The organism is Actinomadura montaniterrae, from assembly GCF_008923365.1.
GTDB lineage: Bacteria > Actinomycetota > Actinomycetes > Streptosporangiales > Streptosporangiaceae > Spirillospora > Spirillospora montaniterrae.
On record NZ_WBMR01000098.1, the window covers coordinates 1 to 14,907 of the forward strand.

General features: G+C 71.7%; 17 protein-coding genes. 16 read left to right on the forward strand and 1 reads right to left on the reverse strand.

The window, feature by feature from the left end; all coding sequences use genetic code 11:
• The 8 genes from F9B16_RS51265 to F9B16_RS28255 form a co-directional block, all read left to right on the forward strand.
• The coding region (locus tag F9B16_RS51265; RefSeq protein WP_225992006.1) for a hypothetical protein at positions 1-858 on the forward strand (858 nt) is incomplete at its 5' end.
• 71 nt (positions 859-929) lie between these two features.
• Positions 930-1,568 carry a histidine phosphatase family protein gene (locus F9B16_RS28225; protein WP_151543239.1) on the forward strand — a complete coding sequence of 213 codons (639 nt, stop codon included), beginning with the start codon at positions 930-932 and terminating at the stop codon, positions 1,566-1,568.
• A 48-nt stretch (positions 1,569-1,616) separates the two neighbouring features.
• Entirely contained in the window at positions 1,617-2,207 is a 591-nt protein-coding gene (locus F9B16_RS28230; protein WP_151543240.1) for a TlpA family protein disulfide reductase, read from the forward strand.
• Positions 2,208-2,217: 10 nt separating this feature from the next.
• A complete protein-coding gene (locus tag F9B16_RS28235) occupies positions 2,218-2,958 on the forward strand; it encodes a cytochrome c biogenesis CcdA family protein (protein ID WP_151543241.1) in 741 nt (246 codons plus the stop codon).
• Positions 2,959-2,985: 27 nt separating this feature from the next.
• Positions 2,986-4,869, forward strand: coding sequence for a cytochrome c biogenesis protein ResB (gene resB, locus F9B16_RS28240; protein ID WP_151543242.1), 1,884 nt, complete (start codon positions 2,986-2,988; stop codon positions 4,867-4,869).
• A gap of 4 nt (positions 4,870-4,873) precedes the next feature.
• A complete protein-coding gene (gene ccsB / locus F9B16_RS28245; RefSeq protein WP_192809032.1) occupies positions 4,874-5,884 on the forward strand; it encodes a c-type cytochrome biogenesis protein CcsB in 1,011 nt (336 codons plus the stop codon).
• 256 nt (positions 5,885-6,140) lie between these two features.
• The gene (locus F9B16_RS28250) at positions 6,141-7,133 is read left to right on the forward strand and encodes a hypothetical protein (protein ID WP_151543243.1); all 993 of its coding nucleotides are present in this window, start codon (positions 6,141-6,143) and stop codon (positions 7,131-7,133) included.
• 47 nt (positions 7,134-7,180) lie between these two features.
• Entirely contained in the window at positions 7,181-7,468 is a 288-nt protein-coding gene (locus F9B16_RS28255; protein ID WP_151543244.1) for a hypothetical protein, read from the forward strand.
• Positions 7,469-7,570: 102 nt separating this feature from the next.
• Here the strand turns inward: F9B16_RS28255 and F9B16_RS28260 are convergent, their stop codons facing one another.
• Positions 7,571-7,774 (reverse strand): BldC family transcriptional regulator, encoded by a 204-nt coding sequence (locus F9B16_RS28260; RefSeq protein WP_151543245.1) that lies wholly within the window; start codon positions 7,772-7,774, stop codon positions 7,571-7,573.
• Between the two features lie 292 nt (positions 7,775-8,066).
• Between F9B16_RS28260 and F9B16_RS28265 the strand changes: the two genes are divergently transcribed.
• The 8 genes from F9B16_RS28265 (at position 8,067) to F9B16_RS28300 (ending at position 14,853) form a co-directional block, all read left to right on the forward strand.
• Positions 8,067-9,032 carry a threonine ammonia-lyase gene (locus F9B16_RS28265; protein ID WP_151543246.1) on the forward strand — a complete coding sequence of 322 codons (966 nt, stop codon included), beginning with the start codon at positions 8,067-8,069 and terminating at the stop codon, positions 9,030-9,032.
• A gap of 189 nt (positions 9,033-9,221) precedes the next feature.
• Positions 9,222-9,461 (forward strand): DUF4229 domain-containing protein, encoded by a 240-nt coding sequence (locus tag F9B16_RS28270; RefSeq protein ID WP_151543247.1) that lies wholly within the window; start codon positions 9,222-9,224, stop codon positions 9,459-9,461.
• Positions 9,462-9,517: 56 nt separating this feature from the next.
• The gene (locus tag F9B16_RS28275) at positions 9,518-10,219 is read left to right on the forward strand and encodes a demethylmenaquinone methyltransferase (protein ID WP_151543248.1); all 702 of its coding nucleotides are present in this window, start codon (positions 9,518-9,520) and stop codon (positions 10,217-10,219) included.
• 136 nt (positions 10,220-10,355) lie between these two features.
• Entirely contained in the window at positions 10,356-11,612 is a 1,257-nt protein-coding gene (locus tag F9B16_RS28280) for a geranylgeranyl reductase family protein (RefSeq protein WP_151543249.1), read from the forward strand.
• Positions 11,613-11,853: 241 nt separating this feature from the next.
• Positions 11,854-12,213 (forward strand): NADH-quinone oxidoreductase subunit A, encoded by a 360-nt coding sequence (locus F9B16_RS28285; protein ID WP_151543250.1) that lies wholly within the window; start codon positions 11,854-11,856, stop codon positions 12,211-12,213.
• A gap of 1 nt (position 12,214) precedes the next feature.
• Positions 12,215-12,763 carry a NuoB/complex I 20 kDa subunit family protein gene (locus F9B16_RS28290; protein WP_151543251.1) on the forward strand — a complete coding sequence of 183 codons (549 nt, stop codon included), beginning with the start codon at positions 12,215-12,217 and terminating at the stop codon, positions 12,761-12,763.
• Positions 12,764-13,510 carry an NADH-quinone oxidoreductase subunit C gene (locus F9B16_RS28295; protein WP_151543252.1) on the forward strand — a complete coding sequence of 249 codons (747 nt, stop codon included), beginning with the start codon at positions 12,764-12,766 and terminating at the stop codon, positions 13,508-13,510. It begins immediately after the preceding gene.
• Positions 13,507-14,853 carry an NADH-quinone oxidoreductase subunit D gene (locus F9B16_RS28300; RefSeq protein ID WP_151543253.1) on the forward strand — a complete coding sequence of 449 codons (1,347 nt, stop codon included), beginning with the start codon at positions 13,507-13,509 and terminating at the stop codon, positions 14,851-14,853. Before F9B16_RS28295 ends, F9B16_RS28300 begins: the two co-directional genes overlap by 4 nt.
• Positions 14,854-14,907: the final 54 nt, after the last annotated feature.

A 14,907-nucleotide genomic window follows, 5' to 3' on the forward strand; every position in this document is an offset into this window, starting at 1 on the left:
GGCCAGGCCGCCGGCCACGGCGCCGCGGGCCACGTCGCCGCCAAGGCCGGCGGCGCGAGCGTGATCAAGGCGTTCTTCGGCAGCGCGGGCGGCATCGCCACGGCGGCCGCCGGGACGGCCGTGGTCGTCGGCGCCGGCGCCATCGCCGTCCAGCAGTTCGGCAAGGACGACCCGGCGCCGCGCCCCACGGCGACCCGGCCCGTGGCGGCCGTCGCGGCCGTCCGGGACTGCCCCGTCACCGGATTCGACGGCCAGAAGACGACCCCGTCGCCCGGTCCGGCGCAGGTCCGCCTCCCCGAGCAGGTGAAGCCGCCGAAGGACGCCGCCGTCTACAACCTCGGCCAGGGCCGGTACCTGCTCGGCCCGGCCGCGAAGGGGTGCTCCGGATCCGTCGGCGCGAACGCCGGGTACACCACGGTCGGCGAGTCGAAGACGCTGCGGATAACGCAGAACTGGCAGGGATCCATCGGCAACATCGCCGACCAGGTCTGCAGGTACTTCCCGGACTCGCCCGAGGCCGCGAAGGCGAAGCGGGACTTCGGCCCCTGCACGTCCGCCGTGCACGACCGGCAGGACGTCCCGACGGGGGACCCGGCGCTGCGGCTGGTGCTGGCGACCGAGCAGCCGACGGAACCGCCGCCGCCGTCGCCCTACATGATGGTGACCCTGGCCACGATGGGATCCAACGGGCTGCCGTCGCCCGTCACCTGCCTCGCGCCCGCCGCGCGCGCCGACATGTGCGACGCCGCGCTCACCTACTGGTTCGTCCAGGCGACGGCCGGCACGAAGATCGCCAAGCCGGACCTGGACCGGGTCTCCGCGCGCATCGCCGCGTACGTGAGGACCGCCGCCGGGTGAGCGTCGCGTCCCGCACCCGGGGACGGGGCGCGGACGGGACGGCCGGGCGGCGCGGGTAGCCTGATCGGGCCATGACTGACACGACGATCGTTCACCTGCTGCGGCACGGTGAGGTGCACAATCCCGAAGGCGTCCTGTACGGGCGGCTGCCCGGCTACCGGCTCAGCGAGGACGGCGTCCTCATGGCCAAGGCCGCCGCGAAGTGGTTCGCCGACCGGGACGTCACCGCGCTGTTCTCCTCGCCGATGCAGCGGGCGCTGGAGACCGCCGCGCCGCTGGCCGACTCGTTCGACCTGCCCGTGACGGTGGACGATCGGCTGATCGAGGCGGAGAACCACTTCGAGGGGCTGACCTTCGGGGTGGGCCCGGGCTCGCTGCGCCGCCCCGAGCACTGGCGCCACCTGGTGAACCCGTTCCGCCCGTCGTGGGGCGAGCCGTACAAGGAGCTCGCGGCGCGGATGCGCGCCGCCGTGATCCGGGCGCGGGAGGCGGCGCGCGGCCACGAGGCCGTGTGCGTCAGCCACCAGCTGCCGATCTGGATCCTGCGGCTGCACGCCGAGCACCGCCGGCTCTGGCACCACCCGAGCCGCCGCGAATGCGCGCTGGCCAGCGTGACCAGCCTCACGTTCGAGGGCAGCAGGCTCGTCGAGGTCGGCTACCACGAGCCCGCCGAGGGGATCGCGAAGGGCCCCAGTGTCGCGGGTGCCTGACCGCACCGCTAAGTTGAGTACTACGTCCTGTAGTAGTAGGAGGGTCCGTTGAGCCCCCGAATCCCCCATGCGCGCGCCGCGGCCGCCGCCGTCGCGCTCTGCGGGCTGCTGGCCGGCTGCGCGGGAACCGGTTCGGCCAAGAGCGGCCCCGACGGCAACGACGACCGGTTCATCTCGGGCGACGGGAACGTCACGCAGTACCAGCCGGGGCACCGCAAGACCCTGCAGGAGGTCACCGGGCAGACGCTCGACGGGCAGTCGTTCAAGCTCGACTCCCTCAAGGGCAAGGTCGCGGTCGTCAACTTCTGGGCGTCGTGGTGCGCGCCCTGCCGCGGCGAGGCGCCGTCGCTGGAGCAGATCTACACCGAGAACAAGGCGAAGGGCGTCGAGTTCCTCGGCGTCAACTTCAAGGACGCCAAGGACAACGCCAAGGCGTTCGAGCGCAAGTTCAAGGTCACCTACCCGAGCCTGTTCGACGGCGACGGCCAGGTCACGCTCGCGTTCCGGGAGGTGCCGCCGAGCGCCATCCCCAGCACCCTCGTCCTGGACCGGCAGGGGAAGGTCGCGGCGCGGATCATCGGCGCCACCACCTACTCCAAGCTGAACCCGCTGGTGGGGAAGGTGCTCGCGGAAAAATGAGCGCGGCACGGTGAACGTTGACGAGACGGTGACGAGCGGGTCGCTGGTGGCCGCGGCGCCGCTGGCGGCCCTCGCCGGGCTCGTGTCGTTCCTGTCGCCGTGCGTGCTGCCGCTCGTCCCCGGCTACCTGTCGTACGTGACGGGGATGACGGGCGCGGACCTCGCCGAGCAGCGCCGCGGCCGGCTGCTGTCCGGCGTGCTGCTGTTCGTCGCCGGGTTCAGCGTCGTGTTCGTCAGCTACGGGGTGGCCTTCGGCGGCCTCGGCCGGTGGCTGCTGGAGTACCAGGACCAGATCACCCGGGTGCTCGGCGTCGTCACGATCGTCTTCGGGCTGGCGTTCATGGGGCTGATCCCCGGGCTGCAGCGGACGATGAAGTCGGGCCGGCTGCCGTCGGCGGGCCTCGCCGGGGCGCCGCTGCTCGGCGCCCTGTTCGCGCTCGGCTGGACGCCGTGCATCGGGCCGACGCTCGGCGCGGTGCAGTCGCTGGCGATCAGCGAGGCCAGCGCCACCCGGGGCGCGCTGCTGTCCCTGGCGTACTGTGTCGGGCTCGGGGTGCCGTTCGTCGTGACCGCGGTGGCCTACCGCCGCGCGCTCGGCGCGTTCGGGGCGGTGAAACGGCACTACCCCCTCGTCATGCGGATCGGCGGGGGGATGCTCGTCCTCATCGGGGTGCTGCTGGTGAGCGGCCTGTGGGGGGAACTGAACATCGAGCTGAAGTCGTGGATCAGCGGCTTCGAGCCGGTTCTGTGATGCCGACGGATCGGCAGAGGCATTGATATGAGCGACATCAAGGACATCGAGACGGGCACGCAGGCGCCCGCCGCACGGCAGGCCCCCGAGGAGGTGCCGCGGCCGCGGGGCCTCGGCCCGCTGGGCTGGCTGCGGTGGGGCTGGCGGCAGCTCACCACCATGCGCACGGCGCTGATCCTGCTGTTCCTGGTGGCGCTGGGCGCGGTCCCCGGGTCGGCGCTGCCGCAGCGCGGGCAGGCGCCGGAGAAGGTCGCGGCGTACCTGTCCGACCACAAGACGCTCGGCCCGTTCTTCGACAAGCTCTCGCTGTTCGACGTGTTCGCCGCGCCCTGGTTCGCGGCGATCTACATCCTGCTGTTCGTGTCGCTGGCCGGCTGCGTCATCCCGCGCGCGGTGAAGCACTACCAGTCGATGCGGGCGCGCCCGCCGGCGGCGCCGCGCAACCTCGGGCGGCTGCCGCAGTCGGTGTCGTACGAGACGGACGACGCGCCCGAGGACGTCCTCGCGGAGGCGCGCAAGGTGCTGCGCGGGCGCCGGTTCCGGGTGGACGTGTCCGGCGGCGCCGCGTCCGCGGAGAAGGGCTACCTGGGGGAGACCGGCAACCTCGTCTTCCACCTGGCGCTGCTCGGGCTGCTGTTCGCGCTCGGCGCGGGCAACATGTTCGGCTACCGCGGCAGCGTGCTGATCACCGAGGGCAAGACGTTCGCGAACTCGCTCGGCCAGTACGACGAGTTCACCCCGGGACGGCTGTTCAAGGACGGCGACCTCGCCCCGTTCACCATCTCCCTGGACGACTTCAAGGCCAAGTACGAGCTGGAGGGCGACAAGCGCGGGCAGGCCACGGCGTTCGACGCCTGGATCCACTACCGCGACAAGCCGTCCGGCAAGGACACCAAGTACGACCTGCGGATCAACCATCCGCTGAAGGTCGGCGGCACGAAGGTGTACCTGCTCGGCCACGGCTACGCGCCGAAGTTCACCGTGAAGGACGCCAAGGGCAACGTCGCCTTCCAGGACACCGTCCCGTTCCTGGCGATGGAGCCGCGGAACCTGACGTCCGAGGGCGTCATCAAGGTCCCCGACGCCGAGCCCGACCAGCTCGCCTTCTACGCGATCCTGTGGCCGACGGCCGTCGCCAGCCCGGACGGCAAGCAGATCGTGTCGGCGTTCCCCGGCGCGCTGCGGCCCGTCATCACGCTGTCGTCGTTCAAGGGCGACCTCGGCCTGGACTCCGGCACCCCGCAGTCGGTGTACAAGCTGGAGGGCATCGGCAAGACCCTCCAGCCGATCAAGGGCGGCGAGAAGCTGCTGGAGCCGGGCGAGACCTTCAAGCTCCCCGGGAACGCCGGCTCGATCACCTTCGACGGCATGGCGGAGTACGCGACGCTGTCGGTCAACCACGACCCCGGGCGCATCCCCGCGCTGATCGCGGCGGTGCTGGCGGTGCTGGGCGTGGCGACCTCGTTCCTCGTCCGGCGGCGCAGGGTGTGGGTCCGTGCGAGCGCCGGGACGGGCGGGCGTACGGTGGTGGAGGTCGGCGGCCTCACGCTCGGGAACCCGACCTCGGAGTTCGACGACATCGTGACCGCGCTGCGCGGCCCGGACGCCCCCGCCGCCGAACCCGGGAAGGCCGGGTCGGACGAGCCGGCGCCGGGCGAGCCCGAACCGGAGAAGGCCGAGTCGGGGGAATCCGAAGCCGAGAAGTCCGAACCGGAGAAGGCCGAACCGGAGAAGGCCGAGTCGGAGGAATCCGAAGCGGAGAAGCCCGAACCGGAGACGTCCGAAGCGCAAAAGACAGGGCGGGAGGAGGCCGGGTCCGTCGAGGACGGCACCGGGCCAGAACAGAACGGGTCCGAAGCGGACCCCGGCGCCGATCGGGGTTCCGGGTCGGCAACCGAACCGAAGGAGTGACGAGGTGAGCAACGCCGACCTCGCGAACCTGAGCGACAAGCTCATGCTGACCACCGTGGTGATGTACATCGTCGCGCTGGTCGCCTACGCGGCCGATCTCGGCTTTGGCCGCCGCTCCGCGGCGGTGGCCGAGGAGCGGGCCGAGGCCAAGGTGCTCGTCGGCGCCGCCGGCGCCGAGACCGTCGAGGACGCCGGGCCGGCCGGCGCGGCCGCCTCCGCCGAGGCGTCCGAGGCGTCCGAAGCGTCCGAGGACGCCGGGGCCGAGCGCCAGCGGGTCGACTGGGCGCGGCTGGCCGTCGTGCTGAACGTCCTCGGCTGGGCGGCGCACCTCGGCATCCTGGTCACCCGCGGGCTGGCGGAGCACCGCTGGCCGTGGGGCAACATGTACGAGTTCATGACGGCCCTGTCGTTCGCCGCCGTGACCGCGTTCATGATCGTCGCGCTGCGCTACAAGGCGCGGTTCCTCGGCGCGTTCGTGATGGCCGCCGTGGTCATCGCGCTCGGCGTCGACAACATCTGGCTGTACGACTCGGCCGGCCCGGTCAGCCCCGCGCTCAACTCCTACTGGATCGCGATCCACGTCACCGCCGCGATCATCGCGACCGGCTCGTTCACGGTGGCGGGCGCCGCGACCATCCTGTACCTGCTGAAGTCCCGCGCCGAGACGAGCGAGGCCGGGGTCGGCGGCGGGATGCTGTCGCGCATCCCGTCCGCCGCGGACCTCGACCGGCTGTCGATGCGGGTGACGACGTTCGCCTTCCCGATCTGGACCGCCGCCATCATCATGGGCGCCATCTGGGCCGACGAGGCGTGGGGCCGCTACTGGGGCTGGGACCCGAAGGAGGTCTGGTCCTTCGTCACCTGGATCGTGTACGCCGCCTACCTGCACGCGCGCGCGACGGCCGGGTGGAGGGGCCGCAAGGCGGCGATCCTGTCGCTGATCGGCTTCGGCTGCCTGCTGTTCAACTTCTTCGGCGTCAACTACATGTTCTCCGGCATGCACTCCTACGCCTGAGCGCGCGCCCCGGGCACGTCACCGAGCACGTCACGGGCACGTCATCGGGCACGTCATCGGGCCCGTCGACGAGCACACGAGCAGGTCATCGAGGACCGCGGCCACCGCTCCGGCGGGGCGCCGCGGTCCTCGCACATCCGCGCCCGCCCGTTCCGTGGTGACTCGCGGGGATGACGCCGAGTCGGGTTGCGGCTTACCCTGCCTCGGGGGCCCTCTCGCTCGGCGACTCCGCGGGCCCCGCTGACAGAGGAGCCTGATGCGCTTCAAAGGCATCCACCGCAAGCCCCGGGAGCTCAGGAACCGGGAGGCGCGCCGGGGCTCGGCGTTCCGCGGGGACGGCGAGGCCCGCGGGGACGACGCGGCGTACGCGCCGTCGCCGCCGGACTCGGGGCGCCGCTCCGAGCCCGGGCACGTCCGCCCGCGCAGCAACCAGCCCCGCGACCGGTTCGGCCGGTTCCGCAAGGCCGGCCGCGACGACGACTTCGCGCTCGCCCCCGGCACCGACCGCCCGGACGCCGCCGAGGCGCATCCCGGACGGTACGGGCGGCGCGGCGCGGGCCGTCCACGCCCCGGCGACTACGCGTGGAGCGACTTCGAGCTCGACGACGCGCTGCGCGTCGAGCCGTACCCGCCGGGCATGCCGCACGCGGCCGACGGGCGGCGGCACTGCGGCGTGCTGGAGAGCGTGCTGTACCGGCAGTGGGACGCGCGGCAGGGCCCGCCGACGCCGGAGGTGATCCGGGCCGTCGACAGCCTCGCGTCGCTGCCGGAGCCGCTGAAGGAGAAGCTCGCGGGCGGCCTCGACGGCATCTACGTCGGGCCCGGCGGCGTCCCGCAGCTGGACGACATGGGCCACCTGCGCGACCGCCCGCTGCCGTCCGGCCGCGCCACCTGGGACATCTGCGCCGGCGCCTACGGCGACCGCAAGATCATCGTGGGGGACCGGCCGTCGCCGACCCCGGACGTGATGCTGCACGAGGTCGGGCACGCGCTCGACGACATCGACGGCGAGGCCGGCGGGTGGACCTCCGACAGCCCCGCGTTCCGGGAGCTGTACGAGCTGTGCCGCCCCCACCTCGCCAGCGACTTCCACCGGCAGCCCGACGCGCTCGGCCGCCGCGAGTTCTTCGCCGACGCGTTCGCCGCGATCTCGTCGCGGCAGCGTCCGGCGCTGGTGGATATGCTCGCCGGCAACATCAGGACGGCACTGGAAGTCATGCTCTTCTTCAACCGCAGATACGGCATCTAGGACACCGCGATGCCGGCGAAGGCGATGGACTCCGAGGGTGATCGACGATGTACGTGATCCGGCTCCCCGACGGCACGCTCCGGGTGCCCCACAGCGTCCTCGCCGGTGACGACGGGCCCGCGGACGACGGGCCGGGCGCGGACCGGGAGCGGGGCGGGCGGATCATCGCCGACGCCTACGTGGAGATCGGGCCCGGGGATCCCGACTACGACCGGCTCCTCGGCCAGTCGCTGACCGAGCAGGAGCTGGAGGACAGGCGGCGCCGCTGGCGGGACGAGGACGCCGAGCTGGCGCGCCGGTTCGAGGAGTGGCGGGACGGCGAGGCGGAGGAGTAGCCGTGCCGGGTCATCGCGCGACCCCGGACGCCCGGGCTGGTGGACCGGCCGCGGGAGGGCGGCGGTCCGGGCGGTTCCGAGGCCTCGGTCGGCTTCGCCGGGTCAGTGGACCGAGTGCTCGGCGACCGGCTCTTCCCCGCGCAGCAGCGCGTGGACCTCGGACTCCCGGAAGCGGCGGTGGCCGCCGGGAGTGCGGATGCTGCTGATCCGGCCGGCCGCTGCCCACCGGGTGACCGTCTTCGGATCGACCCGGAAGAGGGCGGCGACTTCCCCTGGGGTCAGCAGGCGCTCGCTCGTGCTCTCCACGTTTTCTCTCCCCCTTTGTCCCGCTCTCGGCGCGGGTGGACTGTTTAACAGTGTGGCGGGTCAAGACCGATTTCTCCCTTGTTTTCGGAAAACATCACGCACCGTAGTTCGCCGAGCAGCGGCGATGACGGTCGGTGCTCGCCACCTGGGTCGCTGGGGCCTCGCACACCACACTTGACCTGGCGTGTCACGCCGGCAACCGGCCCTTGACAGGCCGATGGCGGCCCGGTGACGCGGCGCCGCCTGCGCCACCGGCGCGCGGCGGGAGCCGCCACCCCATACCCTCGTGACCATGTCCGATCTTGTTTCGCTGCAGGAGATCGAGCACGCCGCCGAACGCCTCGCCGGCGTCGCCGTGCGCACGCCGCTCGTCCCGTTCCCCGGAACCGGCGACGGGACGGCGCTGCTGGTGAAGGCCGAGTCCCTGCAGCCGATCGGAGCGTTCAAGCTGCGCGGCGCGTACGCGACCATCTCCTCCCTGCCGGAGGAGCAGCGCGAGCGCGGCGTCGTCACCCACTCCAGCGGCAACCACGCCCAGGCCGTCGCCTACACGGCCCGCGCGCTCGGCATCCCCGCCGTCCTCGTGATGCCGCACACCACGCCCGGCGTGAAGGTGGACGCCTGCATCGCGCTCGGCGCCGAGATCGTCTACGTCGAGCCGACCGCCGAGGCCCGCGAGGAGACCGCGGCCAAGCTCGCCGCCGCGCACGGCTTCACCCTCGTCCCGCCCTACGACGACGCGCGGATCATCGCCGGCCAGGGCACCGCCGGGCTGGAGATCGTCCAGGACCGCCCGGACGTGGACGTCGTGCTCGTCCCGGTCAGCGGCGGCGGCCTGATCTCAGGCGTCGCCGCCGCGGTGAAGGCGCTGCGTCCCGAGGCGAAGGTGATCGGCGTCGAGCCCGAGCTGGCCGCCGACGCCCGCGACTCGATGCGCGAGGGCCGCCCCGTCACCTGGGACGCGGAGAAGACCGGCCGCACCATCGCCGACGCCCTGCGCGTCCAGCGCGTCGGCGACCTGCCGTTCGCGCACATGCGGGCGCACGTCGACGGCATGGTCACCGTCACCGAGGACGAGATCCGGGCCACCATGCGGCGCCTCGCCCGCGAAGCCCGCCTGATCGCCGAGCCCGCCGGCGCCGTCGCCACCGCCGCCTACCTCTACCACCGCGCCGAACTCCCCGCCGGCGCCACCTATGTCTCCGTCCTCTCCGGCGGCAACGTCGACCCGGCTCTCTTCCTCGACGTCCTCCGCTGACCCCCCGGGAGAGATCGCCACGGGCGGGCACGCGGAGCGAGTGCAGCGAGCGCAGCGGGCATGCCCGGCGGTCGGCAGGCCGTTTCGCGCGGAGCTCCAGCGGAGCGGGAAACGGCCTGCCGACCGTGACGGGGGTTCCAGGGGGTCGCTCCCCTGGGACAACACACCCGGCGGTACTCTCGAAGGGTCATGCGTTCCGTACTGCTTTACACCTCCGGCCGGCTGGCGATCTTCGCCGCCACGGCCGGTGTGCTCGCGCTGTTCGGGGCCCGCGGGTTCCTGCTCCTGCTGCTGGCGCTGCTGATCAGCGGCATCATCAGCTTCGTGCTGCTGTCCGGCCAGCGCGACCGGATGTCGGCCGCGGTGACCTCCGGGCTGAGCGCCCAGCGTGACCGGTTCCAGCGCGCCAAGACCCGCGAGGACGCGTAGCGCGTACCGCACGGGCGCCTCGGTGGCGCGGTCGGGGCGGGCAATAGGCTGACCCCATGACCCGCGCCTCTCTGGATAAGAAGCCCGCCGACGTCGCGGCGATGTTCGACGGCACCGCCGAGCGGTACGACCTGCTGAACACGCTGATGACGGGCGGGCAGGACCGGCGCTGGCGGCGGGCGGCCGTCCGGGCGCTGGACGCGCGGCCGGGCGAGCGGATCCTCGACCTCGCGGCCGGGACCGGGACGTCCTCGGTGCCGTTCGCGGAGGCGGGCGCGCAGACCGTGGCCTGCGACTTCTCCCTCGGCATGCTCCGGGTGGGGGTGCGCCGGCAGGCGGGCGTGCCGCGGCTGAGCTTCGCGGCGGGCGACGCCCTGCGGCTGCCGTTCAAGGACGGCTCGTTCGACGCGGTGACGATCTCGTTCGGGCTGCGCAACGTCGCGGACACCGGGCGGGCGCTGCGCGAGCTGCGGCGGGTGGCCAAGCCGGGCGGGCGGCTGCTGATCTGCGAGGTCAGCCATCCGCCGAACGCGCTGCTGGCGCTCGGCCACCGGACCCACCTGAAGTACGGGCTGCCGCTGCTGGCGCGGGTCAGCTCCAATCCCGACTCCTACCGCTATCTCGCCGAGTCGACGCTCGCCTGGCCCGACCAGGCGGGGCTGGCGCGGCTCGTCCAGGACGCGGGCTGGACGAAGGTGCGCTGGCGCGACCTCACGTTCGGGGTCGCGGCGATGCACCATGCGATCAACCCCGGCTGATCGCGGCGCCGGCGGGTTCGGGACCGGTCCAAAACAGAACCGGCCCAGAAGTACCCACCGGTCGTGATAAAGGAATAGACTCCCCACCGGATCCTTGTGAAGTACTTCACAAGCGAACGAGCTAAAGAGGAACGCCGTGACCGACTCCACCCGACACGCGGACGTGATCGTCGTCGGGGCAGGCCCCGCCGGATCGTCGACCGCCTACTGGCTCGCGCAGGCCGGGCTGGACGTGCTCCTGCTGGAGAAGGCCACCTTCCCGCGCGACAAGATCTGCGGCGACGGCCTCACCCCGCGCGCCGTCCGGGCGCTCATCGGGATGGGCGTCGACATCAACGACCCCGGCTGGGGCCGCAACAAGGGGCTGCGCATCTACGGCGGCGGCGTCAAGGTCGAGCTGCCCTGGCCGGAGCTCGCGAGCTTCCCCGACTTCGGCCTGGTCCGCAAGCGCACCGACCTCGACCAGCTGCTCGCCGAGCACGCCGCGAAGGCCGGCGCCCGGCTGCTGCAGGGCTGCACCGTGACCGGCCCGATCCTGGACGAGCGCACCGACCGGATCAAGGGCGTCACCGCCACCTACGAGGGCGAGGACGTGGAGTTCCACGCGCCGCTCGTCGTCGCGGCCGACGGCAACTCGACCCGGCTGTCGCTGGCGATGGGCCTGCGCCGCCGCGAGGACCGCCCGATGGGCGTCGCCGTCCGGCGCTACTTCCAGACGCCCCGCCACGACGACGAGTACATGGAGGCGTGGCTCGAACTGTGGGACGGCGAGCGCCTGCTGCCCGGCTACGGCTGGGTGTTCGGCGTCGGCGACGGCACGTCCAACGTCGGGCTCGGCCTCCTCAACACCAGCAAGGCGTTCCAGAACGTCGACTACCGGGGCATGATGCGGCGCTGGTGCGCGCAGATGCCGGAGGACTGGCAGTTCGACGAGGAGCACGCGACCTCGAAGATCCGCGGCGCGGCGCTGCCGATGGGCTTCAACCGGCAGCCGCACTACACCCGCGGGATGCTGCTGGTCGGCGACGCCGGCGGCATGATCAACCCGTTCAACGGCGAGGGCATCGACTACGCGCTGGAGTCCGGCCGGCTGGCCGCCGACATCATGGTGCAGGCGCTCGCCCGCCGCACCCCGGCGCAGCGCGAGCGGACCCTGTACGAGTACCCGCGCATCCTGAAGGACGAGCACGGCGGCTACTTCACGCTGGCCCGCGTGTTCGTGCAGGCGATCGGCGACCCGCGGATCATGAAGTTCCTGACCGCGCACGGCCTGCCGCACCCCACCCTCATGCGGTTCACCCTGAAGCTGCTCGCCAACCTGACCGACCCGAAGGGCGGCGACGCCATGGACCGGGTCATCAACGCGATGCAGAAGGTGGCGCCGGCGGCATGAGCGAGGTCCGGATGCTCCCGCAGATATCGCCGTTCGCCGCGAAGCCGCAGGTGAGCGGACTACAGTGCATTACCCGACCCCCTGAGGGGAGTGCTATTGATCACCTTGGCTAGGGTGGCGACCCGTGCTCGTGAGAATTTTCACGAGCGTGTGCAGGGTCACGCCGCCGAGGCGCGCCGGTCCGGCCCCGGACCCCGCGCCCCGTACAGCGTCGTACGTACCGAGGAGGGGCGGTAGAGACATGGATCTCTATGTTCCGATCATCGTGCTGGGAGTGCTCGCCGCCGTCTTCGCCGTCGGCTCGGTGGCGATGGCCTCGCTCACCGGCCCCAAGCGGTGGAACCGCGCGCGCCTGGACGCCTACGAATGCGGCATCGAACCCACCCCGCAGCCGGTCGGCGGCGGGCGGTTCCCCGTCAAGTACTACCTGACGGCGATGCTGTTCATCGTCTTCGACATCGAGATCATCTTCCTGTACCCGTGGGCCGTCGCCTTCGACCACATGGGCATGTTCGGCCTGGTGGAGATGGTCCTTTTCATCGTCACCGTTCTCGTCGCCTACGCCTACATCTGGCGTCGCGGCGGTCTGGAGTGGGACTGACATGGGTCTTGAGGAGAAACTCCCGAGCGGGTTCCTGCTGACGACGGTCGAGCAGGTCGCGGGCTGGGCGCGCAAGAGCTCGGTGTGGCCGGCGACGTTCGGCCTCGCGTGCTGCGCGATCGAGATGATGGCGACCGGCGACCCGCGGCACGACTTCTCCCGCTGGGGGATGGAGCGCGCCTCCGCGACGCCGCGGCAGGCCGACCTGATGATCGTCGCGGGCCGGGTGAGCCAGAAGATGGCCCCGGTGCTGCGGCAGATCTACGACCAGATGACCGAGCCCAAGTGGGTCATCGCGATGGGCGTGTGCGCCTCGTCCGGCGGCATGTTCAACAACTACGCGATCGTGCAGGGCGTCGACCACATCGTCCCGGTGGACATCTACCTGCCCGGCTGCCCGCCGCGGCCGGAGATGCTGCTGGACGCGATCCTCAAGCTGCACGACAAGATCCAGAACACCAAGCTCGGCCCGCAGCGCAAGAAGCAGATCGTCGAGCTGGAAGAGGCCAAGCGCCGCCAGCTGCCGCTGCTGGGACAAGGAACGGTTTAGATGAGCTCCGAGAACCCTGAGCAGAGGGCCGAGCAGGGCGCCGACCAGCTGCCCGCGCAGGCCGAGGAGGAGCGCCGCGAGCAGCCGGTCGCCCGCACGGGCATGTTCGGCGCGAGGACGACCGGCGACACCTCCGGGTACGGGCGGCTGGTCATCCGGCAGAGCCCCAAGGTCACCGCGCCGCGCCCCTACGGCGGGCCCGACGGCGCCGCCGAGGCCGGCGAGTTCGACGAGGTCGCCGACGAGCTGGAGCGGCTGCTGCCCGACTTCGGCGACGCGATCGAGCGCGTCGTCGTCCACCGCGGCGAGCTGACGTTCTTCGTCAAGCGCGAGCGGCTCCTGGACGTCGCGCGCACGATGCGGGACGAGCCGACGCTGCGCTTCGAGCTGTGCTCCGGCGTGTCCGGCGTGCACTACCCGAAGGACGAGGGCGCCGAGCTGCACTCGGTCGTGCACCTGCTGTCGATCACCCACAACCGGCGCGTCCGGCTGGAAGCGACCTGCCCGGACGCCGACCCGCACGTCCCGTCGCTGGTGCCGGTGTACCCGACCTGCGACTGGCACGAGCGCGAGACCTACGACTTCTTCGGGATCGTCTACGACGGTCACCCCGCGCTCACCCGCATCGAGATGCCCGACGACTGGGTCGGCCATCCGCAGCGCAAGGACTACCCGCTCGGCGGCATCCCCGTCGAGTACCGAGGCGCGGAGATCCCCCCGCCGGACGAGAGGCGGTCGTACGTATGAGCTCAACGAAGTACACCGAGTACGACGCCTACGCCGCCGAGGAGGCGGCCGAGGGCCGCGTGTTCGACGTCAACGGCCAGGACTGGGACCAGGTCGTCGCGGGCGCCGAGGACCTCGGGGACGAGCGGCTCGTGGTCAACATGGGCCCGCAGCACCCGTCCACGCACGGCGTCCTGCGGCTGATCCTGACGCTCGACGGCGAGACCGTCGACGACTGCCGGGTGGGCATCGGCTACCTGCACACCGGCATCGAGAAGAACATGGAGTTCCGCACCTGGACGCAGGGCACCACGTTCTGCACGCGCATGGACTACCTCGCGCCGATCTTCAACGAGACGGCGTACTGCCTGGGCGTGGAGAAGCTCCTGGACGTCACCGACCAGGTGCCGGAACGGGCCCAGATCATCCGCGTGATGATGATGGAGCTGAACCGGATCTCCTCCCATCTGGTCGCGATCGCCACGTTCGGCCTCGAACTGGGCGCGACGACCGTCATGCTGAACGGCTTCATCGAGCGCGAGTACACCCTTGACCTCTTCGAGGAGATCACGGGTCTGCGGATGAACATGGCGTACGTCCGTCCGGGCGGCGTTGCCCAGGACCTGCCGAGCGGTGCGCTCAGCAAGATCCGCGACTATCTCGACCGGATGCCCAAGCGGATCCAGGCGCTGCGGAAGCTGATGGACGCCAACCCCGTCTATCTCGCCCGGACCAGGGACATCGCGTATCTCGACCTTACCGGGTGCATGTCGCTGGGCGTCACCGGCCCCGTCCTTCGGGCCACCGGCCTGCCGTGGGACCTGCGCAAGTCGCAGCCCTACTGCGGGTACGAGACCTACGACTTCGAGGTCGCGACGCAGGACACCTGCGACGTGTACGGCCGCTATCTCGTGCGGATGCAGGAGATGGAGGAGTCGCTGAAGATCGTCGAGCAGTGCGTGGAGCGGCTGCAGCGGGTCAAGGGCCCGGTGATGATCGAGGACAAGAAGATCGGCTGGCCGGCGCAGCTGGCGATCGGCGCGGACGGGATGGGCAACTCGCCCCGGCACATCGCGCACATCATGGGCACCTCGATGGAGGCGCTGATCCACCACTTCAAGCTGGTGACGGAGGGCTTCCGGGTGCCGGCGGGGCAGGCGTACTCGCACATCGAGTCGCCGCGCGGCGAGCTCGGCGCGCACGTGGTCAGCGACGGCGGCACCCGCCCGTACCGGGTGCACTTCCGCGAGCCGTCCTTCGTCAACCTGCAGGCCACGCCGGCGATGGCGGAGGGCGGCATGGTCGCCGACGTCATCGCGGCCGTCGCCAGCATCGACCCGGTGATGGGAGGCGTGGACCGATGAGCCTCGCACGTGGTTCGGCAGGCGGCATGGTCGCACCTGCTGTCTTCGCCGCGG

Excerpts from the sequence above, each read along its gene's own strand:
- F9B16_RS28300 (WP_151543253.1), top strand. The coding sequence starts at position 13,507 with ATGAGCTCAACGAAGTACACCGAGTACGACGCCTACGCCGCCGAGGAG.
- resB (WP_151543242.1), top strand. The coding sequence starts at position 2,986 with ATGAGCGACATCAAGGACATCGAGACGGGCACGCAGGCGCCCGCCGCA.
- F9B16_RS28250 (WP_151543243.1), top strand. The coding sequence starts at position 6,141 with ATGCGCTTCAAAGGCATCCACCGCAAGCCCCGGGAGCTCAGGAACCGG.
- F9B16_RS28225 (WP_151543239.1), top strand. The coding sequence starts at position 930 with ATGACTGACACGACGATCGTTCACCTGCTGCGGCACGGTGAGGTGCAC.
- F9B16_RS28290 (WP_151543251.1), top strand. The coding sequence starts at position 12,215 with ATGGGTCTTGAGGAGAAACTCCCGAGCGGGTTCCTGCTGACGACGGTC.
- F9B16_RS28295 (WP_151543252.1), top strand. The coding sequence starts at position 12,764 with ATGAGCTCCGAGAACCCTGAGCAGAGGGCCGAGCAGGGCGCCGACCAG.
- F9B16_RS28285 (WP_151543250.1), top strand. The coding sequence starts at position 11,854 with ATGGATCTCTATGTTCCGATCATCGTGCTGGGAGTGCTCGCCGCCGTC.
- F9B16_RS28270 (WP_151543247.1), top strand. The coding sequence starts at position 9,222 with ATGCGTTCCGTACTGCTTTACACCTCCGGCCGGCTGGCGATCTTCGCC.
- F9B16_RS28265 (WP_151543246.1), top strand. The coding sequence starts at position 8,067 with ATGTCCGATCTTGTTTCGCTGCAGGAGATCGAGCACGCCGCCGAACGC.
- F9B16_RS28275 (WP_151543248.1), top strand. The coding sequence starts at position 9,518 with ATGACCCGCGCCTCTCTGGATAAGAAGCCCGCCGACGTCGCGGCGATG.
- F9B16_RS28255 (WP_151543244.1), top strand. The coding sequence starts at position 7,181 with ATGTACGTGATCCGGCTCCCCGACGGCACGCTCCGGGTGCCCCACAGC.